We start from the raw sequence: 26,612 nt of genomic DNA, 5'->3' as shown, positions 1-26,612 counted from the left end.
TAATCTATTCCGAACCGACTTATTAACGCATTAATCATCTGCGGTAAGAAATGTCATCTGCACTCCTGGCCAAGGTATATTATCAGTACTATTAATATTCAGTTTGTACGCCGCACCGTAGCCTACCGCATAAGCCTTGCCACTAAACGTCCAGTAATAGAGATGCTCCTTACCACCACCAAAACCTTCTATCGGCCCATAAGGGGAGGCCCGTAAGGTTGGTTGGTGTCCATATATATCTTTGAATGCAGAACCGGCAGTCTGTCCCCACGTATATAACTCACCCGACTTAGTCATAGCTGCGGAGCCAACATAGCGCCCATAAAGTCGGGCAACATTTCTCACGACTAAACGCGGTGTTGCGCTGTTATTTACAGAGGCTAGAGATCCATCGTAAGTTTGCCCTATGGAAGCACCTCGCCCCCACCCCCATACTGTCCCATCATTGAGCAAAACCTCGCCCCAAGCATTGCCTCCAACAATCTGAACGATATTGTTGATATTTATGCCAGTCAATGGGAACTCACGTGGGGTAGTAACATACTCATGTCCAACGCAAGTTGATGATCCGCCCATGGGGCCTAACTCACAATTTTCATTGTCTCCCCAGCCAAAAACTTTTCCGGAGTGCGTGACAACATAGGTTGATTCATAAGCCACGCCGAGCAAACGCGCGCGCTCCCCCCTCAAATTAACCTCATGAATGGCTCCCTGCGCATTCGAATTCGCTAAATATGCGGTCTTCAAACCATCGCCACGCTGGCCGTAAATACCGTGCCCCCAAGTGTAAACTTTTCCATCTTCACTCATCGCCGCGGAGAAATACTCACCGGCACCAATTTGGGTGATTCTCTTGCCAGCTAGCACCTTGCAAGGAGTAGATACATACCCCCGACCACATCCGGTCTCACCATAACCGCTTTGTCCCCACCCCCAGACATCGCCGTTCTCATCAAGGGCAATCATATGGTAAGCACCTGAAGCTAGCGCATAGATTTTCACACCTTGATCAATAAATTTTTGAATTTTGGCTGGCGAAGCTTTCACATCAACGACATTAACCCCATTACCCTGTTGACCTGAGCCTCGAAAGCCCCAGACCCAGACCTCGCCATTATGTATGGCCAGACCAGTATCAAGCGATGAGCCAGTTGGCATAATATTACCCGCAAAGCTCGGTTCTGCTGGCGTCTCACCTCCACCTCCGCCCGTGACCGTGGAGCCCGGTAGAACGGAATCCCCCGCCTGTAGAGAAGGACTGAATAATATGCCGGACAACGCTAAAAACGTAGCCACATTTATTTTACTTTTAACCGATTTAACATCCATGCTTAACCTCACTGGCTGTTATTTGTAATTAGGAATATATCCTATGAATTTCAAGTTGGCCGCTCTGCGCGTCCATGCGCTTGTGGTATTTGTACATCCCTGTACATCACAATTAGGCGACAAGCTCACTCATCCCCAGGAACTTGATTTTGGGTAAGTGACTAGAGTGACAAATCTGTCAGGAACAGATTTGAACGCTGTATCCAGCGGCCCCGTAAGTGGTGAGGCCCATGGACGGGTCGAATAACTAAGTGCAGGTAACAACGCTGCTGCTTGAAAAGTGACTGATATAGAGTATTGAAATTGTCGGGTAATAAAACATCACTGCTGGTCATCTCGAATATAATATCCTGTCTCAACACCAATAATTGATTTTAATGTGGAAAGCAATGACGAGTAGTTGGTTGCAGTATGGACGTATTGTGTACTATCAGTATCTGAATCACCTTTAGCACAGTATCGCCCCCAAAAGGCCATTCTCTCGGCATTGGTGATATCATCATTAATTGAGACGTAGTGAATTTCAACCACATCAGCGACAGTTCCAATTTTATTTTTCTGATAGAGAGACCCACTTTTCAAGCCTGATTTAATCACGTCACACATACCACGAGCGTGAAATTCTTCTGCGACAATCGCTGGGTCAACTTCATCTTCACCATCGGAAATAACGATAATAACCTTTTTCTTATTCATGCCAGAAGCAATAATGGGTACCGAACGTAATAGCCCACTGGTGCTATCTGTACCGCCACCGGCTTGCATCTGCATAAGGTTATTAACCAACGCTTCTTTTTCAATTTTATTAGTTGTGAGCGGGATAAGAAAAGCACTTGGTTTGGCGGAATCTAATGTTTTAGCCATTTCCTTTTCGGCATAATCTTGTGTCACCCTCTGACCGACAGTTATTAATTTTGTAGCTGATTGACACATTCCGCTAAAAGCACGGTATTCGTACATATTAGGTGCCCATGGTTGGATAAATTCCTGCACATTATCCGTATTAAAAATATTATCATCATCAAGGGTGGCTGCATAATCGATAGTTTCGCTATTGGCAATCGATGAACGTTCAAAACTTAATTTCCCCCGCATAGTCTCAATTAAAGCAATAACCGCTGCATATTGTTCATCGATTATGTTTTGATTTGTGGGGGTGAAAATACTACGCGTAGGATCTTTTTCACAACTGAACATATAGCGTCCAGCAAGAGGATTAGCTTGTTGATTTAAAACACACCAGGAACGTTTCTCCAGACCTTCAATAGTTTCACCTAGGGATTCACCTACAATAAAACGATAATATAAGTAACGAGAGCGATCGAAATTATAAAATATCGCACTTCTATTTCCATCCAGTTCAGAGTATGACTTATGCACAATATGTTTATTGGCCCAAAAATCATAATCAATATTATCGGAGGAAAACTTCACTTTTGGGACATATAATGTTGAACACCCCACCAGTTCGCCTCCGGCCTCATTTTTTTCATTGCGGTAGGGTAAGGTATTATTGACGGCATCCTTTGCTCTGAAGGGAACGCCTAAATCAAAAGGAACCAGAGCAAATTGTGAGTCCGTGTGTTGGCTGCCGCTGATAACATCATTCACCACAGTCTTTAGCATATTGAGTCGATTGGTCGCCAAGCCATCGCTACCTGTGTAAGCTATATTCATTGTAGCTGAAAAATCAACGACAAAAACATAATCTGCAGGGACTGAGTTAGTTGTTATAAATTTACGAGCATTACCACTATTGTTATCTTGATTACCAATGCTTACTTTTTCCCCAAAAGCAGGGAAGCCAATATTCGCCAAAGGTAATAACGTCTTAAAATCAGCGGTAATATTGAGTTTATAGTCAACATAGCCATCTTCATCGACGTTATCCGTCATGGTGACGCCTAGCGAAACATTTTCAATAGCCCGACTTGGGAAATAAAAACCGATATACTCATTGATTATTTTATCATTAACATTACGTGCGGTATCGTCAATAAGGCGGTTATCTATCGCGGCAATTGCTAATACGGCTTCACTAGATGCATCAGCAAGACGAGCTTTTCTTTTTAGAATCATCGAACCGTCAAGAGCAACGGCTGTCGCAGCAAGTAGAAACGGGAAAATGATAACATATACTATCGCAATGGCACCATTTTCTGAGGTAAATGTTGAAAATAATCGTTTCATAATATCATCACTTAATAGATAAGCTTCATGTTATATACCAAAAATAATTGGATTTGCATCGCGGTGGCAAGGGAGCCTATCCCAATGAGCTACCTCAGCCAGTGATTTCGGGTAAATTAGCGTAGTCAACAAAGAGGCAATTTCAAGTATGACTGGTATATTACGAAGTTAACTAATCGCTGTGGTTTAGTTTCTAGAAATAACAATGCTACTGGTTGTTATGTTAGGTAATACTTCATCGTTGAACGTACTTGCCAATCGTTTGAAAAGGCTAGATTCATTAGGAATACAAGCACTAACACGGTATATTGGCACCCATCTACCAGAGCTGGAAGCATAGGGAGAAAGGCCTTTAAGGGCAGAGATATCAACAGACCACTGCTCCCATTGACACTCACTACCCCCTGAATGAAATGAGAGTATTTGACTTATATTAGCCAATGTATTGTTGCTGGGATTTATAAGATTAGGTGAAAGGTAAAGGGCATCAACCTTAAGGGTTAAACGGGTTCCTGGGAATAGGCTTTGGGCAACTAAAAGTAACTGATCAACCTCCTCTTGAGTAATATCTTCATTTGAGTGATAAAGTGCTTTCCTCTCTCTCAGCATTGATGCCAAAGAATGATTCAGCCTCTCAAGGCGGCCCTTTTTAGCTATTTCAATACCAAAGTCAGAAACCAAATACATAACAAGAATAAAGCAAAGAATAACAACACTGAACTCAATAGTGATAGAGCCTTTATCATTTTTTATTTTATTTAATTTTTTCGCGAGGAATTGTAATGAAGGTTTAACACTTTTAATAAGCATCAGTTATTATCCCTGTTATATTCCTGAACATAAATCACGCTCCTCTGCAAATACGAATTCAACGTAGCCATTTCGAAAGTATCGAAAAGAAGCGTATAATTATATCCTACTGTATATATAGCAAGAGGTTTTTCGTTGGAAATACTGTCGCAATTGTTGATTATAACATCCTCAATTGTGCTACAGTAGTTAACATTAACATAAATGTTTTTATCTGCGGTTAACAATGGCATCAGAGGGATGTCTTTATTGAGTTTATCAATAAAGACTTTTTGATATCCTACCTCACTAATTTGAGATATTGCTGCGTAACGGCTTGCCTCTGCAACAGCTAGGTCTAATGCTGAAGATATATAGATAACCCTGCAAATTTCAAACATGAAAAGAATAATGAAAATGAAAGGGAAAAATATTAACGAAATCTCTACCGCAACAGCGCCCTGCTCCTTTTTAGTTGAAAGTATTAGTTTTTTTTTAATTAAAACCATGGTCCTTATGTAAATTAACATTATAGCCTCGAGATATTCCGCACTAAGGAATTAAACCAAATTGAAGCAAAACGCAACGCAGTACGCTTATTTAACCCTATCTTTTTAGCATAATTAAACATTCACTATAAACCTGTCTTTAATACCGCGCTATTTTAAGCCTGAGACAAATAGCGGACATGTAGGTTTACTCGTCGTCGATCGCGCGGTGACACGAATCGAGTCCCCAAAAAGGGATTACGACATGTTGTTATTCTACATATCCGTTTGCGGCATTATCAGTCCACAGCGATTTAGTACTCATCATGTAGTAATCGCCTGGCTAGATCACCACTGCCTCCAACCAGATCTTTCAAGTTATTTAATTGGGTATTATCGTAAGCTTGTGTAAATGTAGCGACATCCAGAGCGAGAACTTTGCGGAATGCGTTCACTGCTGCCTCACCGCCTTTTTCAGCAACTTCTACACCATAGCGATCAAGTACTGCAAACATTGCTAATGGATAGCGAACAGGTAAACCTATACGAACGTGTGCCATACCAATACGCAGGCGATCAGATGCATAATCTTTATCATAGTTCCCGCAGAATAGCTTCACAAACCATTGTGCCAAGGTTGATTTTAGTGCAGGTAGATTAGTAATAAATTCGTTTGTCAGTTCATGTGCTATCAGCAGATCATAATACTCATCGACCAGTCGTTTTGAGATTTTTTCCGCTTCTTGTTGTAAGGTTTGAAGTAGCTTGCACTCTTCAGATGAGATGCATAGTAATGCTACTAAATCATCTACAATATTTTCATCTTTAACATCCCAGCTCATTCTTTTCATTACAAAAGATCCTCATCTTGAATTGCCTTGACCGCGCGTAGAGCAACGATATTAAGCATGGCAATATTACATTCACGTGGAGAAACCACACCAAGGAAAAAATTATCATTCAATCTGAAAATAAAGATACGACCAAACTTACCCGCTATAGTTAACTCGGAACTAACCCCCAGATTTAACGAACTCCCCATACGTGAAGAAACCCCAAACACTGTTGCTGCCTGTACTGCGACACGGTTCAAATCGACTTCGATACCGTGATCGGTTTGTACAATTAAGTCACCATCATTCGAGCAAATAATAACGGTGTTTTTAGTGGAAATGTTCTCACTTAATGTCTCAATTTGTTGTTGCAACAAATTTTTTTTCATATGTCACCTCGATATCTCTGATATGAAAAGGATATGTAAATCAAATAATTAATGACAAAAAAGCCTAGGATCACTACAATGTTGGGGCCGTTACCAGTAGATATCCGAGTGTTATAGCCACACCGTAAGGAACCGTCATTCTTTTCCTTTTATATCCTCCCCAACAAAGAGCAATTATGCCAACGAAAAAACCAGATGCTGCAGTCATTAATATAAAATGGCCAATTAATTCATTTGACAGTGAAAAACTGAGAGCGAAGATAAGTTTGACATCACCGAAACCCAGCAAACCAAGCAGACTTAGAAAAAAACCAACAACAATAATAACTAATGGTAACTTAATCACTGGGAGGTCATGTTGAATAAAACCAATTGCCAGCGATAAAATACAAACAATAATTACTGTTTTGTTTTTTATCCTTCTGTTGATGATATCAGTGTAACAAGCATACAAAAGCAACATATAATTAAATATGAAAAGATATTTTATCAAAGTACCCTCTAGTCAAATAACCATTTTAATATTATCTTCTCTTCCTCTTTCCCTTGTTTCTGGTCAGCCTATTATTTTTCTCCGATGGTAATGTAATGCTATTAGTAATAACATTACTGTTTCCTAATGGAGCCACACTCTCAATCATCTGTTTATTTTGACTCCTTATGATATCAGCCATTTCAAAAGAAAAGTATTTCTTTAGGTAATTAAAGTAAAACTCTATTCTTTCACGCACTCTATCATTTCGGTCATAAAGCACAGGGTCTAGTGAGATTGCCTCACTTATGATGTCAGCGCTAACTAACTCGATCGCACTACACCATTGCTCATCCTGAATTTCATGTCCGATACCAATATTTTCCGGAGTCAACTTATTCTCTATATCACTCAATAACTCATTATAGAGAACGTGTTGGCTTTCAATTAATTCATCTCTGTTATCTAGAATTGGTGTAACAGAAATATAGCCACAACTCATATCAGCCGCACATAAAGCTACTGCCAGTCTTTCTTTTAAGATCGCATCCATGGAGAGAGCTCCGTTTTATTTAGATATCTATCTTATTACATATTACGGTAATTTCTGAAGAGAGCTTTCTTATTAGCCAGAAAAGTTGACCTAACGGTTCATTCGCAGCACTCACTAACGTTAATACTAGCTCCGCCTTAATATCCTGCACAATAAAAATCAGGATGTTATTTTTATCCCCTTCCAATGTGAGCAAACGTTGGCCACCGGACTCAATTTCCCTGAACATCGCAATACCAATAGATAGTATTGAACTGGTCATGGCCGCCAATCGTCTCATGCTCGCACGATCCTGTTCCTCAAGCACAGCAGCCACTTCAAAACCGTCGACGGTGGCTAACAGCATATTGGTCAGGCCAGGATTGTCCAACGAAAATTTCTCAAGCGTCTTTTGAATGTCCATACATTGTGTAGAGGTCAAACCTGAATAATTATTGACAATCCAGGCATCGGATGTAGTCATGGTTTTATTTCCTCCTCATGAGTGTTTATCGACTTCTCTAAATGACGAGACATTACCCTAAGTAATAACAAGACGTTTGCTGGATCACGCGCATCAACATTAATAATAGGGATAGATAGCCCCATATCATGCAACAGCTGCTCATAATCGTTTTTGTCCGGGTAGGGCGCAATATCGGTTTTGACAATACCCAGTACAGCGACCGTATCCCTTTTAGCTAGCTGAGTTTTAAAGGCATTAAGATACTTTCTGATTTCGCCTAAAGGATCATTACGGCTATTATCAGAGAGGAAAACAATCCCAACGCTCCCTTTACCCAGAATTTCCCACATAAATGAAAAACGATCCTGGCCAGGTGTTCCATATAACCGCAGTAAATTAGTCTGGCCCGGCAGGGTGACCTCACCATAATCCAGCCCAACAGTCGTCGCCTCTTTGTCATAGTTTACCCGGTCTGAATTAGTCACATCTGTAGATACGGTGCTAACTTCACTGACAGCAGCAATGGCAGCGGTTTTTCCTGAACCGCTGCAGCCAACAAACATAACTTTAAAATCTCTCATTTCCCGAGCGATCCTTTATATAAACGTCGAAAAAATCTGGATATCCCGAGTTTCTTTTCCTCCGGAGGATCCGGCTCTTCGTCGTATTCTTGCTGGTTATAGTCTTCAGTAAGAATATTAGCTTCACTACTATTTGATGACAAAATTTCAGACGATGAACTCTCACTGTTTACTTCCGGCACTACAGGCATCGATATCGTGGGCGGAGTTACTAGAACATCAGCTGCTAATATCTTTTCCTGAGCCACTGGCACTGTAGGTTGAGGTAGCCACTCTTGGCCACCCCCCGTCCCAGATTCCGCAAGAGTTCAGATATCGTTGATCGTCGACTCAAAGTCATTAACTTTACGTCTGGCTAATGCCAGATTGGCATTACGTAAATCAAGTGCTAAATAGATGAAAACCCCCTCCACGGAATCAAGCGGTCTGATAATATGATACTGTTTCCCCATGGTGATAAGAATATCTTGGACCTTATCGTTTGTGCCTAGCATGCTTTCTATTTTATTTTTTGCCCGCAATACATCTGAGTGACCTGCTGCGGAAATTTCAATATCAATACCGGAGCCTGCTGAAGCCAGGATCATCCCATTTTTACTGTCAACCATAGCTGCACAGAGTGAACCATCAATTGTTAATAGCTCTTCAACTCTTTCTTTTAAACTCGCCATCATTGGCTCCTTAATCTAGATTGTTATTTTTAATCTATTAAAAATTGTTAATACGTGGTAATCATTTGCCTAAATGCAATTCATGTATAACTTCAACGACACTAGAAAGTAACTGATTATCAATCGATAGACCATTCACATTTACATGAAGAACCTGAGTCCAAAAAGCGGTTCCAGGCGTATAGCCATTGAGTATGACATGCACTTCAGAATTAAGACATTCCTCTTCATTGACTGCAGATTGAATAATATACTTATCTCCAACTGAGAAAGGTTTCTCTCCTGGAGGGACGGTTTCCGTCAATACCAAAGGTGCGAAAACCTTAAGTAATGAGATATCAATTAATGACTTACTGGCATTGAGTACTGTCAAAGGTGAAGCATAGGTATCATCCAGAGAACCATCAAAATTCACCTCAGGCATATCGCTATAAGCATTTATTACGCCATTAGCCCCCACGGCAATATACTTGGCCGATTCCGGTATCCGGACTAAAACACCTCTATATTCATAAATTTTCATAAAAAAACCCGCATTAATGTATAGTTATATAAAATCAAAAACCAGACGCTCCTTTTCTTTCCCACTAGAAGGTAGTCTAAATATATTTACCTCTAGGTTTCTCGTAAAATGAATAGTCACGAGCAAAGAATTTTCTTCCTTGGGCTCTATACTTATTGCTTTCAGATCTCGATGTTTGTTACCTATATTTTTTTTGATCCTAGATAACGTCTTCTTTATATTATCACTTTGGCGAGTATTGTTCAGAACAACTTGCAGAGAGACGTTTCCATCTTTCGTCACTCGCTCAAAATTCATGCCCATGACTGATTCTAGGGTTAAACGAGAAAAACCAGTATGAGTACCAAAACGGGCACCTGTAACTTCATTGAGATTCCTCGTGTCTTTTTTGGCAATCAATTCAGTACGCTGAACACCTTTATTATTTGATCCCGACTTTCTAGATATAATAGGTGGAGGTTGAACTAATTTTCCTATTGCTGGCACATTTTCTGATTGAGTCAGTACTGGTTTTATGGTAGCCGTAGGTGTTTTTTCAAGCAACATTTTTGGTTGATTATTTGATTCTACTGTCACCGCAGATTTTTTCTGTAAATTACCTTGCGGCTTACTGCTATTTGAGACTCCCATAGCATTAACCGTATTATTACTTTTGATACGTGTCCTTGTACGCATTAACCCGGCAATCAGTTCATCAGGATTTTCATTCAAACTATTTACGCGTATTAAATTAGCCGCCTCTTCATAATTTTGCATTTTTACTAATACGAAAATGAGGTTATGCAAAATTGAATCTGTACTATGCCCTCTAAAATATATAGGCATTAGATAGTTATAGGCTTGTTCATAGTTTTCCATTAGGATCATTAACATAGCCAAGTTATTAACCACCTGCTCTTCAGGTACAAACAGCGCACGCGCCGTATTGAACGACTGCAGGGCAGCATCAAACTCTCCTCTTTGCGCCTGAAGGACCCCCAACCGATTATAGGCCTCACCGTTCTTTGGATTTAATTCTAAAACCGCAGAAATAGCCGTTTGGGCCTCCTGATCCTTACCCATTGCCGCTAAATTTTTCGCCTGTAGAAGATAGATTTTATCACTCGGCTTATTATCGAGTAATGGCGCGAGATAATGGAGCGATGAGCCGTAGTCCTCAACAAGATTATAATACTCAGCTAATTTAAAGCGAACCTCAGGATCCTCTTTTTTACTTAACTTTTCACGATAAAGCTTCAATAACCCTTGGTAATTATTGACTTTAGAAAGAATATACTCCTGTTCGTTTTCATCCAATTTATTATCATTATTTAATCTACCTTGGCAGCCAACAAGTAACAATAATAGTAAGCTAGAAAACATAACTTTATTTATTATGACCATATTGCCACCATTCTAATAACCCCAGGGCCACCAACCAATGCTAAAATAGGGAACATAATAAACAAAATCATCGGTAGTGACATTTTAGCCGCAAGGCTTGATACTTTCTCGTCGATGATAAGCAACTGAATCTCTCTCATTTCTTTCGAAAGCTCTAACAATACGACATACACGGAAGAACCGAATTTTATGCTTTGCTGCAACGTAGAGGAGAACATACGTATCTCTTGGCACGGAACTTCCTCATGGAGCATATCCAATGCTTCTGTCATTCCACTAACCTCCATTTTCATAATGACGCGCGTTAGTAAAGCTGAAATATCTGGATTTATTGTTGCAGTATTAATTGACAAATAACGAATGGCATTTTCAATAGTCATACCTGACTGAACACAGACGGCCATCATATCAATAATGAATGGCAGATCGTCACAAATTCTCTTTACACGTGATGCAATTATCATGTTCTTTATTTTATTTGGCAGCAATAAAACAGAGGCGATACCTATAAACAATATAATAGATTTTATGACAGGCGATAGGTTAATGACGTTAAAATTTTCTAATAACTGCATTGCTAAAAATAAAATAAGTATTGTCAAAGCCTTTAGGGCAATATTCTTATCGAGCATCGCGGCCAAGACAACACCTTTACTACTCTTTTTCAATAATCGTTCAGTCGGAGAATCATCCTGTTTAACGTTATCAGATGGTGTCTCAACCCTCATGGATATTTCCAACTTTTTTTTAACTGATTCTTTTCTTTTATGCCTGCGAATGTTTTCAATAATACCAATAAAACCAAACGCCAATAGCAACCAAAGTATGTAAGCCATGATTTTTCCTATATTTTATTCATCATCGTCCAAACACAAAATAGACCAAATAACTCACTTGCTATGCAATAATAAAGGATCATCCTACCGGTAGGATCATTAATTAGGACGTCGAAATTTTCTGGGCTAAGGACCTTTAAGATGAAAAAGAAGCCAACAGGGATCATAATCAATATTTTAATTGATGCTCTAGGCTCGGCAGTTTTTGCATATTTTCTTCTATCCATAACTTTAGCATTTGAAATTATTTTCCCAAGCCTATTAATAACTTCTTTTACCTCACCACCACCTTTCATACTTATCAAAACTGCAATGATGAAGAAAAAGTACTCACGATAAAAAAGACGTTCATACGAATCCATGAAGACTCTCTCTATATCTTCACCTATTTCCAACCTTTGAGTAATAATTTTGAACTCGGTCCCAACAGTGCCATCAACTTTATCTCCGCACTGAGCAATGGCGTGTAACAATGAATGACCAGCACCCACAGCACCATTGATAATATTTAGGGCTTCGGCAAAACCTGTTTCAAAATTTACTCTAGCCGCCTTTTTGCTCCGTAAGTACAAAGTATAAAGTGTAATAACGGCAAGCACAGGTAATAAAAATTCTACAGGTGCCTTAATATAATTTTCATTAATAACCACACCAGCAACTAACGCCGCAAAAAAAATAGAAATATGCTGTAGAGTTACAGCTCTGGTTTCACCCTTTATATGGCGATAAAAATCCTTCCATAAATTATTTAATGCAATTCCATAGGTATAACCATTTAATTTTTCGCTTAGCGTGTTATTGTTTGTGGTTAAGTCAATATGACTTAGACGTTGAAGCCTTTTACTTTTACGATAAGAAGTAATTACCCCAATAAAACCAGCTAAAATTAATATACTGTATAGGAGTGCAATCATGACGTTTTCCCAAATAACTGTTTGAGTGGTTCTATGAGTTCATGAAATATCGCATTTTTATAAACAGCAGAGCGTTGCAATAGCCCAAATGAGTTGAAGGTGCCTTTTATTCGGCCATTTTCATCGCGTTCCGGTATGGCGGTGAAATTAAATATATCCTGTAGGATAATATTCTCCCCTTCCATACCCATCACCTCAGTGATATTTATTACTTTTCGCGAACCATCGGGTAAACGAGTTACTTGTAATATCAAATTTACTGCTGATGAAATATTGCGACGAATAGCGACAAGAGGCAATGCAGCACTTGACATCATAACCATACTTTCAAGACGAGCCAGCGCATCACGTGGTGAGTTAGCATGTAGGGTTGACATAGAACCATCATGGCCCGTGTTCATTGCCTGCAGCATTTCAAACGCCTCTTCGCCACGGCATTCCCCTACAATGATCCGATCTGGACGCATACGTAATGAGTTAACCACCAGATTTCGCATAGAGATCATTCCACGATTTTCAGCACCTGCCATACGTGTTTCAAGGCGAACTACGTGAGGTTGAATAAGACGCAATTCTGCGGCATCTTCTAAAGTAAGAACTCGTTCATCGTCGCCGATATACTGGGAGAGAGCATTAAGTAATGTCGTTTTTCCTGAACCGGTCCCTCCTGACACGATAATATTCACTCGGCATCGGGCCGCAATGACCAGGAAATTTGCCATCATCTCATTAATACTGCCGTATTCGATCAAATTGGCTAGAGTCTTCTTTCCTTTGCCAAATTTACGGATAGATATTGACGTGCCATCCAGGGCTATTGGAGAAATAACGATATTTAGACGGCTCCCGTCTGGCATTCTCGCATCGACAAGGGGTTGTGAGTCATCGACACGCCTACCCACTTTAGAAACCAGCCTACGGGCGATATCGGTGAGCTGTTCGTTGCTGATAAATTTTTTATTTACACGTTCAAGACATCCACCGCGTTCTACATAGATATGATTCGGTCCATTGACCAGAATATCACTAATGGAATCATCCTCCATCAGTTCACGCAGAGGTCCGTAACCAGTTATTTCGTCGACAATATCTTCAGCAAGTTGATTTAACTCATGGTTTGCAAGATAGCGACCTAAGCTGTTGACAGCACGTTGAATATTCTCAACAATATCCTTAGTGAGTAAGTCTCTATCATTTCTTAAATCATTTATTTTTTCTAGATCGATGTTTTTAAGTACTTGCTCTCGAATCAATAACAGAGTAGATGACTTTTTATTGTCCATGGCTGCCAATTCAAATTTAGACTAAAATAGAGTGTTAACGATCCCAAATTGCCATAAAGACTTACATTCCAGTCTATTTTTTTGAGAGAAATTTTCCAAGAAAATCTTTCGGGCTTGACTTTTTCTTGATTATTTTTTTTCCCAATAACATCGAGGCAAAAACTGACAAGCTGTCATCATTGTTATTGATTTTAGAGTCTTGTTGATAAGAACGTACAGCATCAATTTTTTGACCTAAATATTCTTCGATGTCATCATTAGTGAGCTGTTTTTTTATTGATGGCCTATAATCATTTAGGCAAATGAAGATTCTGGTAGCACGGTTTATATTTCCAGGCACCGAACGACGCGAAACATCATCAATGATAGTTTTAGCAACCCGCAAAGAGGACAAATCACGAGTTATGATCAGCAACAAATTGTAAGAACGCTTCAGCATATAATCCAGTTTATCTTGTGAGCAATTATATACTGGGTTATCAATGAACACCATGTTGAAACGGTTGAAGTTCTGATCTTCAAACGACCATGGGTTATCTTTGCTCTCCATTTTGACACTAATATTTTTGTCAAACGGTACAATAGACCCATCTTTAGGTATTGCTCTTCCCAGCAATAGATCCAGATCCAAGCTCCCGGAGGCCCCTTGAACCATCAATAATGGAATAGTGCTCATCTTTCCTGCTGTTTGCAGTAAATCATAGCAAAATGAGGAGGTTCCACTACCACCTTTGCATCCTAAAACGCTGAAGATAATGGTTCCGCGCATTAGCGTGTTGCTGGATTTCTCCAGCACCAACTCAGGTAACTCTTGCAATTGGCTTGTCAAGTGAAGGTAATCCACACCTAACTTGTTAATTTCCTTGCCAAATGCTATGGAGTCATTTTCCCCCAATAATATACAGCGCGTGTTAACAGGAACCAAGACGCTAATCACTTGTTTAATGTTTATTAAATCACTGCAATCCGCGATATCTGCAATAATGATATCCACCCCTTGGGCAATCGAAACATCTGCAATGTTCAAAAAGTTCTGCTTAATGGTTTCTGTATCATCAATATCATACATGAGCAGCGAGCTATGTATATCGTCTAGCACTCTCACTCTGGGAGATATAATAACCGTTTTGTTTCTTGTCTCAGCACTGACAATACTACTTTCTTTTTGCTCAACGTTATCATCGCTGAATAATTTCATTTTAACCTCCCTGATATATCATCGTACTATTTCGAAAATCCGCCACGCTCAAGAAAATTATCGGTATTTTTCGATAACCGTTCTTCTCTTATCGACTTATCTACTCCGACATTAAAAAACAGTTTGTAATTGTTTGTTTTCCGATACTGCGGCAAATTTATTTCCCGATTTGATGCCACTGGTTTAACCAGATTCACGGTGGCAAATATTACCAGTTCAGTTTTTTCACGCTGCGTGCCTGCATTACTTGCCAGCGCGCCAAGGATAGGAATATCGCCGACCAGGGGAACTTTGCTCAACGACTCTTTATCACTTTCACTTAGCAATCCACCAATAACAAAACTATCACCATCGGCCAGTTCAATTGTTGAACTTGAGCGGCGAGTCACCAAGGTAGGTATATTGTAGGCATTATAAGAATAAGAACCGGAGACACTGCTGATCTCATTAGACAAAAAAAGTTTGATTTTCTTTTTTTTCTCTACTTTTGCAGCAATGCTCAGCCGTATTCCATACTCTTTATAGGTCACCGTGGAACCATTATTTTCTTCATTTTTAGTGAGAATGGGGATTTCTCCGCCGACCAAAAAGTCTGCGGTTTCACCAGACAATACGGTCAGATTTGGCTGAGCCATGACTCTGGCAACTGAATCATTACGGATGGCATTAATCGTAGTACTGATATTTTTGGCATCAAATCCCCCTTTAAAGCCAATCAAGCTAAAAATGCCTGGACCGTTTGCACTGCTTCCTCCATTTACAATACTGTCTAGCGTAAGGCTGCTCCAGTCAATGCCCAACGCGTCTGTAAAACTCTTACTGACTTCCACAACCGTCAATTGTACATTCACCTGATTAGTACTAGCTAGTTGCATACGGTTTATGACATTCTCATACTTCATACTATTCATAAAGCTGATTTCTTTTTTATTTAGATTATCATTTATTTTGAGCTCACGCTCTTCAGCTTTTGAGTTATTATTGACCGTACTGCCAACCAGACGATAAATTGCATCCATACTCTCTTCGTCAGTAACTGTCCCACTAATGATGTATGTTACTTTTTCGGCATTAGCATCACCGACAAAACGAGTTATCTCAATGTTATTTCCTGGAAATTTCTTGCTAACTTTTTGATTAAGATCACCTAAGAATGGATCTACGCTAACATTTAGTTTAAGTAATATTTTTTGTTTTTTACCATAAACTACCAGCTCAGAATTTCCGGTATTTTTAGCATATAAAACGATATTTTTATCATTAATCACCTTGTAGTCTGCCACTCTAGGATTAGAGATAAATACCGTATCTAGCACACCATTAACACTAATATTTTTTGACTGACCATATTTCAGATAAATAGAATTAGCCAAGGCTGCATTGCTGAATGAAAAAAGCAATAACGCTACCATAGACGACGAGCAGAAGAGAGCACGAAGAGCGCCTATGCTGAAGATGAAGGCGCGCAAAAGCATTTTACCCATGATTTTTATCCTTAAATAACAGTCTGAATCGATTCCACAATATTTATGGTATCAATATTGCTTTGGTTGATACGTTACATTAACCACGCAACTGGTTGACAGACGCCTCGAGTTCTAATTCCTTTTTTTCATTATCAAAAATGACATCTTCAGAAACTGGCCACATCGCTTCACTATCAGGAAGGGTAGATATTTCACCAAATTCATACTCTTTTTTTGACGCAGGGAATATAACAAGTTTCGCCTTTTCTTCTAATCCCTTCAACAGCTTGACATCCTTATCTTTGAGTTCAGCAATTAGTTGGCTACCATTATCCAGGTCAGGAACGCCATTTTTCTTAACCGTTGTGGCAGGCCGAAGAGCAAGTACTCGCCTGTCTTTTATCAAGGGTTTAAGCCGGGTATTCTGAATTGAGGTACCAGGTGAAACGATCCCTTCAGTGCCGTCGTTCAGTATTTTTTTATTGTATACCAAGTAAATATCGATACCTTGGCCAACCTGAATATTGTCGAAAAGATAGTTATCATTTTGAGATATCTTGAAGGTATAAAGCACATTGCCCGGCCGCAAAAACATTGAAAGATAGGACTGAGAACCTGGTTCAACTAACGCAGATGTAGGGATCAGAGCACCTTCAACCACTGATGTGTTTATGGCGTAAGTGTCTAACGATTTATTCCCTATTGAAAACTGTTGTTTTTCATCGCTCCCTTTAACGATTTTAAGCGTCTGCAGACGATAATCATCCGTGGTCAGTATGGTATTGGCTGGAACGTTTTTTAAAGCCATAGCGACAGTGATGCTTTCTTCTTTTAGCACTGGAGCCGCTGGAGTGTTTGCCATTGGGGGTTTAACAACTTGAGGTGCAGGTTTACTTAATATAAGGAAAAGGCCAATGACTCCAGCGATAGTCATGATAATATAAATAATTAACGCATTTCTCTTCATCTTGACGTTCCTAACCTCAAATAGAAGTGCATAGCCACCTTGGTATCATTATCATAAAAGCCGTTAATGGGTGGGTATTCTTTGGGCATGGCTACCGCACGGAATTTCACTTCCGGATTTTTAAAAAGCGTTGAACCACCGCATTCAACGCTTTGCGGTTTAACTTACAGATTTAAATATGGTGCCTGGATACACCTGACTTAGGTTATTCACCACCACCAGACTCAGGGGCGGTTTCCTGTAATGTGTCATTGATACGTTCTTCCAGGGTGTTGAAGGTGTTCGTCAGCATCTCGTTTACAGGCCCCTCTCTTCCGAAAATAACCATCACAACCGCGGCTACACCCGCGATAACAACTGCGTATTCAATTGCAGTCACCCCTTTTTCACTGGTAACGATAGCGCGGAAGGATTCTTTCGCTTGCTGAAGTTTGATACATCCCATCAAAAAGACGTTGTTTAATGACATTGTCATAGTCGTATTCCTTATTTTTTATGTAGTGTTATGGACCTTTATATCAGTTGTGGAAAGCAAGTCGATACAACCTGATTTTCCTTGTATCTATCTTCCTTTGCACTTAACTGTACCTTCCCTATTTACTAATCCAGAAATGATAGCTGTTTCTTCATCACCACATCTTGGACAAGAAGACTATAGCGCCACGGATTTTGGCGAGCAATGCGTCTATCTCTATTAATTTTATGCATAATCAACATTACCAACTATTGATAACCGTTGGATTTATTGTTAAATTAAAACAAAAATAAAAACCCAGAAAAAACAATAAGATAGAAACAAAAATAACATCAAGATATTATCTTGATATGATACATTAATCATCGATAGGTCATTTTTAATAAATTTCATCCAGATTTAATCTGGTTGCATACATAATATTAAAACATTAAGTAATGCCAAAGTGAGCCAACTACGTCCTCGTGTTCTCTATCTGGATGAACATGGTTTTTTAGAAAAAATTAAATTGAATTTATGATAATTCGATCACAATCAAATTCAATTATTTGTTTGATAAATGTAACCTTATGTGAAACTATTTATCTTATCTATAAGGCTTCAAGGTAACTTTCTTTTGCAAGGTGTTAATGATGATAGCCCATAATAAAAACAGTCAATTTTCCATAAGTTTACTTAATGGATTCATCGCTGTATATTTAGCTTCAACCCCAGAGGATTTACTTTTTTATTCATATAATTCAGAAAGTGCTGCTTACGAACTACATACCAGACACCACTTGAAACCAATGGAGTCACATCTATTGCTTGCGCTTCTATCTGCACCAGGACAGGTAGTGAGAAACTCTATTTTGCAATCTAATGGCTCTAATGGCAAAAGCCTTACCAGCAATAAGTTGCGACAATTGATTTTATCGCTTAGAGTCTTGATGAAGGACACTCAAAAGCCAAGCAGAATAATCAAAAATCAACCACGCATTGGTTATAGTATACATCAGGCGGTTAAGTTCACTGGCTCGATTCAATCACATTTATCAGGAATGGGCCCGGTTCCCCCAACAGATCCAGGCATATCTCTGATGAGTAAGTACTCTGATGTAATGGATGACAAGATTCAGGTTATCAAGGGGCGGGATGGTTTAAAAAAGACTATTTATAGCTACTTCAAGCGCGTTTTATATGCAGTGAATATTATTTCTATTTTGCTAATATTTTTGCTTGAATAGGAAATATCCCCAATCCCTTTGTTAAGCGCTTGACACATACTTCACCAACCCAATCATTTTCTTCTATGTTATACAGCGAACTGGTTTTGTTGAGTAAATTTTACTTTTGGTCGAAATCTGGAGCAGAACACCACATTCCTGACGATATCCTGTATCCCGTGGCAAAAAATTCAAAATTACCCACTGGACTGTCTACAACAAGACGCTTATCAATCGGGTTCACTGACATTGTGGCTTGATGAGTCGGTTATTCAGGCCTGACAACATCCTCACGGGGACGCCCTAAACGCTACTCTGAGTTGGCTATTCCCACTATACTGATGCCCAAACGTATGTTTTGTCTGACGCTGCGGGCCGCTCAGGGATCCTGACATCATTTTTATCTTAATGAAGCTTTCATTCCGCGGCCCGGATTATTTTTGTGTCATCAGGTGTGCTTAATCCTTCAGCATCCCGTTTAAGTAACGAGACAACGACTCACGAGGAACAACGCCTACGGGAAATGGAACATGGCTTACAACCGGCGTTCGGTGGCCGACACGGCGATATATCATGTAAAACAACTGTTCGGTAGTCATCTGACACGGCGGGATTACGATGCCCAAGTCGAAGAGGCTATGGCCATGCTCCGTGCCTTAAACAAAATAACGCGTGCAGGCATGCCAGAAAGTGTAAGAATTGGCAGGCAAGAGACTGACAAGCGGATGGTTAATCTACATTCGATTTATTCAACCAAGCCGAACTGAGCTCAAGATTGATGACGAAGTGGCTATATTGCTGAATGTGTAGGGGTGAATCACTATTTTCATTTAGAGCCTATCCCATTAGGGCAGTTTTACTGGCCATTTTGAACCTGGGCAGTGCTCGAAATCATCACGTACTACGTGTACACTCCGGTTTCTCTGCGCTGTTCGCGTTCAAACTGCCTGCTCCAATAACGCCTGCTGGGATAGGTTCTTACTGTCAGCTTCCGAGCAGTAAGGGCCGCGACCTGCAGCCCCAGTGATTTATGCCGCTATCGGGTGACTTCTGCCTTGGCCAACTTTTCGTAATAACACGCCAGTGCGCTGTGATCGGCATTGCCCAGACCATCGGCGCGCAGAGCCTGCATCATTTCCATCACCGCAGCGGTCAGTGGTAGCTGTGCCCCCACGCCATGGGAGGTATCCAGCGCGTTGGCCAGATCCTTGATGTGCAAGTCAATGCGGAAACCCGGTTTGAAATTGCGATCCATCACCATCGGTGCCTTGGCTTCCAACACCGTGCTGCCCGCCAGCCCACCGCGGATCGCCTGGAAAACCAAATCTGGATTAACCCCGGCCTTGGTCGCCAACACCAGCGCCTCGGACATGGCCGCTATATTGAGTGCCACGATCACCTGATTCGCCAGCTTGGTGACGTTGCCAGCGCCAATATCACCGGTATGCACCACCGAACCGGCCATGGTTTTCATCACTTCAAAACAGCGATCAAACACCTCTTTATCGCCGCCCACCATCACCGACAATGTGGCATCGATCGCCTTAGGTTCACCGCCGCTCACCGGTGCATCCAGCATGGCAATCTGTTTGGTAGCCAGTGCTTCGCTGATTTCACGGCTTGCCAATGGAGCAATAGAGCTCATGTCTATCAGCACGGTCCCCGCTTTGGCTCCCTCAATCAGGCCATTTTCTCCCAATGCCACTTCCCGCACCTGCGGTGAGTTAGGCAACATGGTGATCACGATATCACTCAGTGCGGCCACCGCCTTTGGCGTGGCGGCAACATCGGCACCCAGTGCGGCCAGTTCAGCCACCGCTTCGGCATTGCGGTCCATCACCACCAGCGAATAACCCGCCTGCAGCAGGTTTTTACTCATGGGTTTCCCCATAATCCCCAAGCCAATAAATCCAATTTTCATCCTGTACTCCTTATTCAACACCCTGTTTAAACCGATCGCACAAGGCCTGCGTGGCCGTGCGGAATACACCAAGATCGCTGCCAACGGCCACGAACCTGGCTCCCCATTCCAGATAACGGCGAGCATCAGCCTCAGCCGGTGCCAAAATGCCACTGGCTTTACCGTGCGCGCTGGCACGCTCGAAAATATGACGGATCACCGCCTGCACCTCCGGGTGATTAGGCTGGCCGAGATATCCCAAAGCGGCGGAAAGATCCCCCGGCCCGACAAAGATGCCGTCAACGCCCTCAACGCCAGCTATCGCATCCAGGTTATCGACCCCCTGCTGGCTTTCGATCTGCACCAGCACCGCAATCTGCTGGTTGATCTGGGCGAAATAGTCCGGCACGGTGCCGTAACCGTTGCTGCGGTGTGACACAGAGACCCCACGGATCCCCGCAGGGGGATAACGCGTCGACGCTACCGCCTGTTGTGCCTGCTCGGCACTTTCCACAAACGGGATCAGAAAGTTATAGAAACCGATATCCAGCAGGCGTTTGATAATCACCGGTTCGTTGCAGGGCGGGCGTACCACTGCGGCGCTAGGGCTGCCCTTCAGCGCCATCAGTTGTGGCACGAAAGTGCCAATGTCATTCGGCGCATGCTCGCCATCCAGCACCAGCCAGTCAAAACCGGCCAGCCCCAAGACTTCGGTGGAGATCGGGTTGGCAAGCGCAGACCAGCAGCCGATCAGGGTTTCGCCCGCGAGCAACGATTGGCGAAAAAGGTTATGGCAGCTCTTCATGAAATTTCCTCTGTAGACGGATTAACGCACCAGGCACGGGCGTTTGTTATCAAAGATCCAGCCAGGGATGAGGTACTGCATACCCTGCGCGTCGTCGCGTGCTCCAAGCCCGTGTTTCTGGTAAAGCTCATGGCCCTGCATCAAACGATCCCGATCCAGCTCGATCCCCAATCCTGGCCGTTGTGGAACCTGTACGCGGCCACCGACAATCTGCAGCGGTTCCCGCGTCAGCCGTTGGTTGCCCTCCTGCCAGATCCAATGGGTGTCGATCGCCGCAATGTTGCCCGGTGCCGCCGCGGCCACATGGGTGAACATCGCCAACGAGATATCGAAGTGGTTATTGGAGTGTGAGCCCCAGGTCAGGCCGAACTCATGGCACATCTGCGCAACGCGCACCGATCCCTGCATGGTCCAGAAATGAGGATCCGCCAATGGGATATCCACCGACTGCAACTGCAGCGTGTGCCCCATCTGCCGCCAATCCGTGGCGATCATATTGGTCGCGGTAGGTAGGCCAGTGGCACGGCGGAACTCCGCCATCACTTCCCGCCCGGAGAAGCCCTGCTCTGCCCCGCAAGGATCTTCGGCATAGGCCAGCACGTTACGCAGCTGTTTGCCGAGCACGATCGCCTCCTTCAGCGACCAGGCGCCGTTGGGATCGAGCGTAATACGTGCCTGAGGAAAACGCTGCGCCAACGCCGTGACGGCTTCGGCCTCTTCACTGCCCGCCAATACGCCGCCCTTTAACTTGAAATCGTTGAAGCCGTACTTATCAAAAGCCGCTTCCGCCAACCGCACAATACTTTGCGGCGTCAGCGCTTGTTCATGACGCAGGCGATACCAGTCGCAGGCATCATCCGGCTGGCTCTGGTAAGGCAGCGGCGTTTTGTTGCGATCGCCGACATAAAACAGATAACCCAGCATTTCCACCGAGTCACGCTGCTGCCCATCCCCTAACAGGGCAGCTACCGGCACATCAAGGAATTGCCCCAGCAGATCCAGCATCGCCGCTTCAATGCCGGTCACCACGTGGATGGTGGTACGCAAATCGAAGGTTTGTAGGCCGCGCCCGCTGGCATCCCGATCGGCAAAGCGTTCGCGCACCCGGTTCATCACGTTCTTGTATTCCCCCAGGGTTTTGCCAACCACCAGGGACTGAGCCTCTTCCAGGGTCTGGCGGATTTTCTCGCCTCCTGGGATCTCCCCTAGCCCGGTGTTACCGGCGTTATCCTGCAAGATCACGATATTACGGGTGAAGAATGGGGCGTGAGCGCCGCTGAGATTGAGCAGCATGCTGTCGTAACCGGCCACCGGTACAACCTGCATGGCAGTAATTTTTGGTGCTGTAGTCATAGAGATGTCCTCAAAATTTTGGGTTCAATTGCCAAACTCGCCGCCGTGTCACTGCCTGCTGGCCTTGGCCATCGGTTTCAGTTCGATACGCTTGATATCCCCCACGATGAACAGGTAGCTGGCCACCGCCAACAGCGCATGGATCCCGACGTAGACCAGCGCGCCGTTAAACGATCCGGTGGTACCAATGATGTAGCCGATGGCGATCGGCGTGACGATGCCGGAGATATTGCCGAACATATTGAACAGGCCACCGCTCAGGCCGCTGATCTCTTTGGGGGCGGTATCTGCCATCACTGCCCACCCCAGCGCGCCCAGCCCCTTGCCGAAGAACGCGGCGGCCATGATGCCCACCACCATCCACTCGGTTTCAACGTAGTTGCAGAAGATCATCGACATCGACAACAGCATGCCCAGCACGATCGGCGTTTTACGGGCGAAGGTCAGCGACTGGGTACGGCGCATCAGGTAGTCGGAAATCACGCCGCCGAGCACCCCACCGACAAAACCACAAATGGCCGGAACCGAGGCGACAAAGCCAGCCTTGAGGATCGACATCCCCCGCGCCTGCACCAGATACACCGGGAACCAGGTGATAAAGAAATAGGTCAGCGCATTGATGCAGTACTGGCCGATATAGACGCCAATCATCATGCGTGATTGCAGCAGCTGCTTGATCTGGAACCACTTCTCGCCTTTGACCTTCACCTGTGTGGCCTGTTTCTGATCCATATTGATCAAGGCACCGCCGGCTTCGATATAGTCCAGTTCGGCCTGATTGATGCTGGGGTGGTCTTTGGGATTGTGCAGCACCTTAAGCCAGACAAAGCTCAGGATGATGCCCAGCCCACCCATAAAGAAGAACACGTGCGACCAGCCAACGGCATGCGTCAGCCAGCCCATGATCGGTGCGAAGATCACCGTGGCAAAGTATTGGGCCGAGTTGAAGATCGATACCGCTGTGCCACGTTCATGGGCAGGGAACCAGGCGGCGACAATCCGGCTGTTACCGGGGAATGACGGTGCTTCTGCCAGGCCGACCAGGAAGCGCAGCGCAAACAGCGCTATCACGATGCCAAAACCGCTGAAGATATCCACGAAGCCTTGCAGCAAGGTAAACAGCGACCAGATGAAGATGCTCCAGAAGTAGACCCGTTTGGAGCCGAAGCGATCCAGTAACCAGCCACCGGGGATCTGGCCAATTACATAGGCCCAGGAAAACGCCGAAAAGATATAACCCATTCCAACCGGATCGAGGCCAATATCCTGAGCCATTGCGGTACCGGCAATAGAAAGCGTGGCACGATCGCCATAGTTAAATGAGGTGACGATAAACAGCATTACCACGATCCAGTAGCGCTTATTGGTTCGCTTGATGGCACTGTTGGCAGCGCTGATAGTAGACATGGTGCTCTCCTGCATTACTATATTCATCCTGAAAAACCGCTAAAAATATCTCAGAACGAAAGGTTTAAATTAAATTGCAGCCTTTTTTGAGCAGTTCGATTAATACGGCATCGGCAATTTTTAAACGCATTAACGCTTGGTGGAGAAAAGTATAGGGAACCGACTGCCGGGACTCATCGGGCAAATAACCCAATAACAGGGCTAATATGGCGGCTTATTTATGGCGTATGCCCAATCGGGCGCGGGCTGGTTCACGGTTCCCGCGGTTGCGTGAGCTATCTCACAGCGGATTAGCACAATGCCAAAGATTGACCTCTGGAAAACGCCAAATCTAGGTCATTTGCATAATGCCCGACACAATAGCGAATGTTATGCTTTTTGCTGAGCCAGTCTTTCGATTATTACCCACGGCGTACATAAATCAGAGTACGTGAGGTTTCACTATGTCAGAATATGCAGTTGGCAGTATTAAAGCATTACCGCGCTATATTCAGGTTCATAGGCAAGATAACGTCGCCATTGTGGTTAATGATCATGGGCTGCCTAAAGGGGCAAGCTTCCCTTGCGGTCTGACATTATTGGAACATATTCCCCAAGGGCATAAAGTTGCGCTGCAAGATATTCCTCAAAACGGCACTATTTTGCGCTATGGCGAAGTGATTGGCTTTGCCGCACGGGATATTCGCCGTGGCAGTTGGATTGATGAATCGCTGGTGCTGCTTCCCCCGGCGCCCGAGTTGGCCAGCTTGCCACTAGCCAACAATGTGCCCCAGGCATTACCGCCTCTGGAAGGTTATACCTTTGAAGGCTACCGTAATGCCGACGGCAGCGTTGGCAGCAAGAACCTGTTGGCCATCACCACCAGCGTGCACTGCGTGGCCGGTGTGGTGGATTATGTGGTGAAAATCATTGAGCGCGACCTGCTGGCGAAATACCCCAACGTCGACGGAGTGGTGGGTCTGAATCATCTCTATGGCTGCGGCGTCGCTATCAATGCTCCCGCCGCGGTGGTCCCTATCCGCACCCTACATAATCTGGCGCTCAACCCGAACTTTGGCGGCGAAGTGTTGGTGGTGGGACTCGGCTGCGAAAAGTTGCAGCCGGAACGCCTGCTGCAGGGAACCCCAGATGTCCAACCCATTACCGTGGATGAAAACCGGATTGTGCGCCTGCAGGATGAGAAGCACGTTGGGTTTCAGGCCATGGTGGCCGATATTCTGGCCGTTGCAGAGCAGCACCTGCAACGCCTGAACCGTCGCCAGCGGGAAACCGTGCCGGCCTCAGAGCTGGTGGTGGGGATGCAATGTGGCGGTAGCGATGCCTTTTCCGGGGTGACGGCCAACCCGGCGGTGGGTTTTGCTTCCGACCTGCTGGTACGCTGCGGGGCCACCGTGATGTTCTCAGAAGTCACCGAAGTGCGTGATGCCATCCACCTGTTAACCCCACGGGTCGCCGATCAACACGTTGGCAAGCGCTTACTGGAGGAGATGGCCTGGTATGACGATTACCTCAACCAAGGGCAAACCGATCGCAGCGCCAACCCTTCACCCGGCAACAAGAAAGGCGGTTTGGCCAACGTGGTAGAAAAGGCATTAGGCTCAATTGCCAAATCTGGCAGTAGCGCGATTGTCGAAGTGCTCTCCCCTGGTCAACGCCCCAGCAAACGTGGGCTTATTTATGCCGCCACCCCCGCCAGCGACTTTGTTTGCGGCACGCAGCAGTTGGCTTCCGGCATTACGGTGCAAGTGTTCACTACCGGCCGGGGAACCCCTTACGGCCTGACTGCCGTGCCGGTGATCAAAATGGCAACGCGCAGCGCGCTGGCTGAACGCTGGCACGATCTGATCGATATCAACGCTGGCACTATCGCCACCGGGGAGGCGACCATTGAGCAGGTGGGTTGGCAACTGTTTGAGCTGATCCTGGATATCGCCAGCGGCCGCAAGCAAACCTGGTCAGATCGATGGGGTTTGTTCAACGCGTTGGCGGTATTTAACCCGGCACCGGTGACCTGACCCCTCACCCTAACCCTCTCCCACAGGGAGAGGGAACCGAATGTGCCACTATTTAGCCTCCTAGCTAGACCTCAACTCCGTATTAGCTGGGGTTTAAATACCGCGACACTGAAGGTTGAGGCTGGCGGGAGTCATGCAGGTT

At 43.9% G+C, this 26,612-nt stretch carries 26 protein-coding genes and 1 pseudogene; 3 read left to right on the top strand and 24 right to left on the bottom strand.

Going from position 1 to position 26,612, the window contains the following annotated elements; all coding sequences use genetic code 11:
- Positions 1–30 precede the first annotated feature (30 nt).
- The 20 genes from WN53_RS12480 to WN53_RS12385 form a co-directional block, all read right to left on the bottom strand.
- Positions 31–1,329, bottom strand: a complete 1,299-nt coding sequence (locus WN53_RS12480; protein WP_024483449.1) for an RCC1 domain-containing protein — start codon at positions 1,327–1,329, stop codon at positions 31–33.
- Positions 1,330–1,650: 321 nt separating this feature from the next.
- Positions 1,651–3,519, bottom strand: a complete 1,869-nt coding sequence (locus WN53_RS12475) for a TadE/TadG family type IV pilus assembly protein (RefSeq protein WP_024483450.1) — start codon at positions 3,517–3,519, stop codon at positions 1,651–1,653.
- Between the two features lie 186 nt (positions 3,520–3,705).
- Positions 3,706–4,329: a tight adherence pilus pseudopilin TadF gene (gene tadF, locus WN53_RS12470; protein WP_046808069.1), complete on the bottom strand. Its 624-nt coding sequence runs from the start codon at positions 4,327–4,329 to the stop codon at positions 3,706–3,708.
- Positions 4,329–4,838 carry a TadE/TadG family type IV pilus assembly protein gene (locus WN53_RS12465; RefSeq protein ID WP_046808068.1) on the bottom strand — a complete coding sequence of 170 codons (510 nt, stop codon included), beginning with the start codon at positions 4,836–4,838 and terminating at the stop codon, positions 4,329–4,331. Before WN53_RS12465 ends, tadF begins: the two co-directional genes overlap by 1 nt.
- 272 nt (positions 4,839–5,110) lie before the next feature.
- Entirely contained in the window at positions 5,111–5,647 is a 537-nt protein-coding gene (locus WN53_RS12460; RefSeq protein ID WP_024483452.1) for a protoglobin domain-containing protein, read from the bottom strand.
- Positions 5,647–6,018 (bottom strand): roadblock/LC7 domain-containing protein, encoded by a 372-nt coding sequence (locus WN53_RS12455; RefSeq protein WP_024483453.1) that lies wholly within the window; start codon positions 6,016–6,018, stop codon positions 5,647–5,649. The genes WN53_RS12460 and WN53_RS12455 overlap by 1 nt, the downstream gene beginning before the upstream one ends.
- Positions 6,019–6,091: 73 nt before the next feature.
- Positions 6,092–6,511: a prepilin peptidase gene (locus tag WN53_RS12450; RefSeq protein ID WP_046808067.1), complete on the bottom strand. Its 420-nt coding sequence runs from the start codon at positions 6,509–6,511 to the stop codon at positions 6,092–6,094.
- A 31-nt stretch (positions 6,512–6,542) separates the two neighbouring features.
- On the bottom strand, positions 6,543–7,043 hold the full coding sequence (locus tag WN53_RS12445) for a hypothetical protein (protein WP_024483454.1): 501 nt from the start codon (positions 7,041–7,043) through the stop codon (positions 6,543–6,545).
- 19 nt (positions 7,044–7,062) lie between these two features.
- Entirely contained in the window at positions 7,063–7,506 is a 444-nt protein-coding gene (locus WN53_RS12440; RefSeq protein WP_024483455.1) for a roadblock/LC7 domain-containing protein, read from the bottom strand.
- Positions 7,503–8,069, bottom strand: coding sequence for a GTP-binding protein (locus WN53_RS12435; RefSeq protein ID WP_024483456.1), 567 nt, complete (start codon positions 8,067–8,069; stop codon positions 7,503–7,505). Before WN53_RS12435 ends, WN53_RS12440 begins: the two co-directional genes overlap by 4 nt.
- A gap of 308 nt (positions 8,070–8,377) precedes the next feature.
- Positions 8,378–8,743: a hypothetical protein gene (locus WN53_RS12430; RefSeq protein WP_235166934.1), complete on the bottom strand. Its 366-nt coding sequence runs from the start codon at positions 8,741–8,743 to the stop codon at positions 8,378–8,380.
- A 58-nt stretch (positions 8,744–8,801) separates the two neighbouring features.
- Positions 8,802–9,263 carry a hypothetical protein gene (locus WN53_RS12425; protein WP_024483458.1) on the bottom strand — a complete coding sequence of 154 codons (462 nt, stop codon included), beginning with the start codon at positions 9,261–9,263 and terminating at the stop codon, positions 8,802–8,804.
- A 24-nt stretch (positions 9,264–9,287) separates the two neighbouring features.
- Complete coding sequence (locus WN53_RS26835) at positions 9,288–10,646, bottom strand: tetratricopeptide repeat protein (RefSeq protein WP_024483459.1); 1,359 nt, start codon at positions 10,644–10,646, stop codon at positions 9,288–9,290.
- Positions 10,637–11,482, bottom strand: a complete 846-nt coding sequence (locus WN53_RS12415; RefSeq protein WP_024483460.1) for a type II secretion system F family protein — start codon at positions 11,480–11,482, stop codon at positions 10,637–10,639. The genes WN53_RS26835 and WN53_RS12415 overlap by 10 nt, the downstream gene beginning before the upstream one ends.
- An 8-nt stretch (positions 11,483–11,490) precedes the next feature.
- The gene (locus tag WN53_RS26830; RefSeq protein ID WP_052754314.1) at positions 11,491–12,396 is read right to left on the bottom strand and encodes a type II secretion system F family protein; all 906 of its coding nucleotides are present in this window, start codon (positions 12,394–12,396) and stop codon (positions 11,491–11,493) included.
- Complete coding sequence (locus WN53_RS12405) at positions 12,393–13,679, bottom strand: TadA family conjugal transfer-associated ATPase (RefSeq protein ID WP_024483462.1); 1,287 nt, start codon at positions 13,677–13,679, stop codon at positions 12,393–12,395. The genes WN53_RS26830 and WN53_RS12405 overlap by 4 nt, the downstream gene beginning before the upstream one ends.
- A gap of 73 nt (positions 13,680–13,752) precedes the next feature.
- A complete protein-coding gene (locus WN53_RS12400) occupies positions 13,753–14,877 on the bottom strand; it encodes a P-loop NTPase family protein (protein ID WP_046808066.1) in 1,125 nt (374 codons plus the stop codon).
- Between the two features lie 26 nt (positions 14,878–14,903).
- The gene (locus WN53_RS12395; protein ID WP_024483464.1) at positions 14,904–16,361 is read right to left on the bottom strand and encodes a type II and III secretion system protein family protein; all 1,458 of its coding nucleotides are present in this window, start codon (positions 16,359–16,361) and stop codon (positions 14,904–14,906) included.
- Positions 16,362–16,440: 79 nt separating this feature from the next.
- Entirely contained in the window at positions 16,441–17,310 is an 870-nt protein-coding gene (locus WN53_RS12390) for a hypothetical protein (RefSeq protein WP_024483465.1), read from the bottom strand.
- Positions 17,311–17,515: 205 nt separating this feature from the next.
- The gene (locus WN53_RS12385) at positions 17,516–17,785 is read right to left on the bottom strand and encodes a Flp family type IVb pilin (protein ID WP_024483466.1); all 270 of its coding nucleotides are present in this window, start codon (positions 17,783–17,785) and stop codon (positions 17,516–17,518) included.
- Between the two features lie 629 nt (positions 17,786–18,414).
- Here WN53_RS12385 and WN53_RS27295 point away from each other — a divergent pair.
- Together WN53_RS27295 and WN53_RS27880 are read left to right on the top strand one after the other, a co-directional pair.
- Positions 18,415–19,011, top strand: a complete 597-nt coding sequence (locus tag WN53_RS27295) for a winged helix-turn-helix domain-containing protein (RefSeq protein WP_080660660.1) — start codon at positions 18,415–18,417, stop codon at positions 19,009–19,011.
- Between the two features lie 175 nt (positions 19,012–19,186).
- Positions 19,187–19,757 (top strand): annotated as a pseudogene (locus WN53_RS27880) (transposase).
- 269 nt (positions 19,758–20,026) lie between these two features.
- Here the strand turns inward: WN53_RS27880 and garR are convergent.
- The 4 genes from garR to WN53_RS12360 are packed head-to-tail and all read right to left on the bottom strand — an operon-like array spanning position 20,027 to position 24,455.
- Positions 20,027–20,911: a 2-hydroxy-3-oxopropionate reductase gene (garR, locus tag WN53_RS12375; RefSeq protein ID WP_037411472.1), complete on the bottom strand. Its 885-nt coding sequence runs from the start codon at positions 20,909–20,911 to the stop codon at positions 20,027–20,029.
- A gap of 10 nt (positions 20,912–20,921) precedes the next feature.
- Positions 20,922–21,695, bottom strand: coding sequence for a 2-dehydro-3-deoxyglucarate aldolase (garL, locus tag WN53_RS12370; RefSeq protein WP_024483469.1), 774 nt, complete (start codon positions 21,693–21,695; stop codon positions 20,922–20,924).
- A 21-nt stretch (positions 21,696–21,716) separates the two neighbouring features.
- Entirely contained in the window at positions 21,717–23,048 is a 1,332-nt protein-coding gene (gene gudD, locus WN53_RS12365) for a glucarate dehydratase (protein WP_024483470.1), read from the bottom strand.
- A 48-nt stretch (positions 23,049–23,096) separates the two neighbouring features.
- Complete coding sequence (locus tag WN53_RS12360) at positions 23,097–24,455, bottom strand: MFS transporter (protein WP_024483471.1); 1,359 nt, start codon at positions 24,453–24,455, stop codon at positions 23,097–23,099.
- 443 nt (positions 24,456–24,898) lie between these two features.
- Between WN53_RS12360 and garD the strand changes: the two genes are divergently transcribed.
- On the top strand, positions 24,899–26,470 hold the full coding sequence (gene garD / locus WN53_RS12355; protein ID WP_024483472.1) for a galactarate dehydratase: 1,572 nt from the start codon (positions 24,899–24,901) through the stop codon (positions 26,468–26,470).
- Positions 26,471–26,612: the final 142 nt, after the last annotated feature.

Origin of the sequence: Serratia fonticola, assembly GCF_001006005.1 — a bacterium.
GTDB lineage: Bacteria > Pseudomonadota > Gammaproteobacteria > Enterobacterales > Enterobacteriaceae > Chania > Chania fonticola.
Note: the sequence above shows the minus strand (reverse complement) of the source record. Positions and strands in the feature narration are given on the sequence as shown.

Bases quoted from the DNA above. Each gene is read 5' to 3' on its own strand.
- WN53_RS12425 (WP_024483458.1), bottom strand. From the start codon at position 9,263: ATGAAAATTTATGAATATAGAGGTGTTTTAGTCCGGATACCGGAATCG.
- WN53_RS12400 (WP_046808066.1), bottom strand. From the start codon at position 14,877: ATGAAATTATTCAGCGATGATAACGTTGAGCAAAAAGAAAGTAGTATT.
- tadF (WP_046808069.1), bottom strand. From the start codon at position 4,329: ATGCTTATTAAAAGTGTTAAACCTTCATTACAATTCCTCGCGAAAAAA.
- WN53_RS12455 (WP_024483453.1), bottom strand. From the start codon at position 6,018: ATGAAAAAAAATTTGTTGCAACAACAAATTGAGACATTAAGTGAGAAC.
- WN53_RS12445 (WP_024483454.1), bottom strand. From the start codon at position 7,043: ATGGATGCGATCTTAAAAGAAAGACTGGCAGTAGCTTTATGTGCGGCT.
- WN53_RS27295 (WP_080660660.1), top strand. From the start codon at position 18,415: ATGATGATAGCCCATAATAAAAACAGTCAATTTTCCATAAGTTTACTT.
- garD (WP_024483472.1), top strand. From the start codon at position 24,899: ATGTCAGAATATGCAGTTGGCAGTATTAAAGCATTACCGCGCTATATT.
- garL (WP_024483469.1), bottom strand. From the start codon at position 21,695: ATGAAGAGCTGCCATAACCTTTTTCGCCAATCGTTGCTCGCGGGCGAA.
- WN53_RS12385 (WP_024483466.1), bottom strand. From the start codon at position 17,785: ATGACAATGTCATTAAACAACGTCTTTTTGATGGGATGTATCAAACTT.
- WN53_RS12440 (WP_024483455.1), bottom strand. From the start codon at position 7,506: ATGACTACATCCGATGCCTGGATTGTCAATAATTATTCAGGTTTGACC.
- WN53_RS12405 (WP_024483462.1), bottom strand. From the start codon at position 13,679: ATGGACAATAAAAAGTCATCTACTCTGTTATTGATTCGAGAGCAAGTA.
- WN53_RS26830 (WP_052754314.1), bottom strand. From the start codon at position 12,396: ATGATTGCACTCCTATACAGTATATTAATTTTAGCTGGTTTTATTGGG.
- WN53_RS12430 (WP_235166934.1), bottom strand. From the start codon at position 8,743: ATGATGGCGAGTTTAAAAGAAAGAGTTGAAGAGCTATTAACAATTGAT.
- WN53_RS12415 (WP_024483460.1), bottom strand. From the start codon at position 11,482: ATGGCTTACATACTTTGGTTGCTATTGGCGTTTGGTTTTATTGGTATT.
- gudD (WP_024483470.1), bottom strand. From the start codon at position 23,048: ATGACTACAGCACCAAAAATTACTGCCATGCAGGTTGTACCGGTGGCC.
- WN53_RS12395 (WP_024483464.1), bottom strand. From the start codon at position 16,361: ATGGGTAAAATGCTTTTGCGCGCCTTCATCTTCAGCATAGGCGCTCTT.
- WN53_RS12360 (WP_024483471.1), bottom strand. From the start codon at position 24,455: ATGTCTACTATCAGCGCTGCCAACAGTGCCATCAAGCGAACCAATAAG.
- WN53_RS26835 (WP_024483459.1), bottom strand. From the start codon at position 10,646: ATGGTCATAATAAATAAAGTTATGTTTTCTAGCTTACTATTATTGTTA.
- WN53_RS12475 (WP_024483450.1), bottom strand. From the start codon at position 3,519: ATGAAACGATTATTTTCAACATTTACCTCAGAAAATGGTGCCATTGCG.
- WN53_RS12390 (WP_024483465.1), bottom strand. From the start codon at position 17,310: ATGAAGAGAAATGCGTTAATTATTTATATTATCATGACTATCGCTGGA.
- garR (WP_037411472.1), bottom strand. From the start codon at position 20,911: ATGAAAATTGGATTTATTGGCTTGGGGATTATGGGGAAACCCATGAGT.
- WN53_RS12480 (WP_024483449.1), bottom strand. From the start codon at position 1,329: ATGGATGTTAAATCGGTTAAAAGTAAAATAAATGTGGCTACGTTTTTA.
- WN53_RS12460 (WP_024483452.1), bottom strand. From the start codon at position 5,647: ATGAAAAGAATGAGCTGGGATGTTAAAGATGAAAATATTGTAGATGAT.
- WN53_RS12435 (WP_024483456.1), bottom strand. From the start codon at position 8,069: ATGAGAGATTTTAAAGTTATGTTTGTTGGCTGCAGCGGTTCAGGAAAA.
- WN53_RS12465 (WP_046808068.1), bottom strand. From the start codon at position 4,838: ATGTTAATTTACATAAGGACCATGGTTTTAATTAAAAAAAAACTAATA.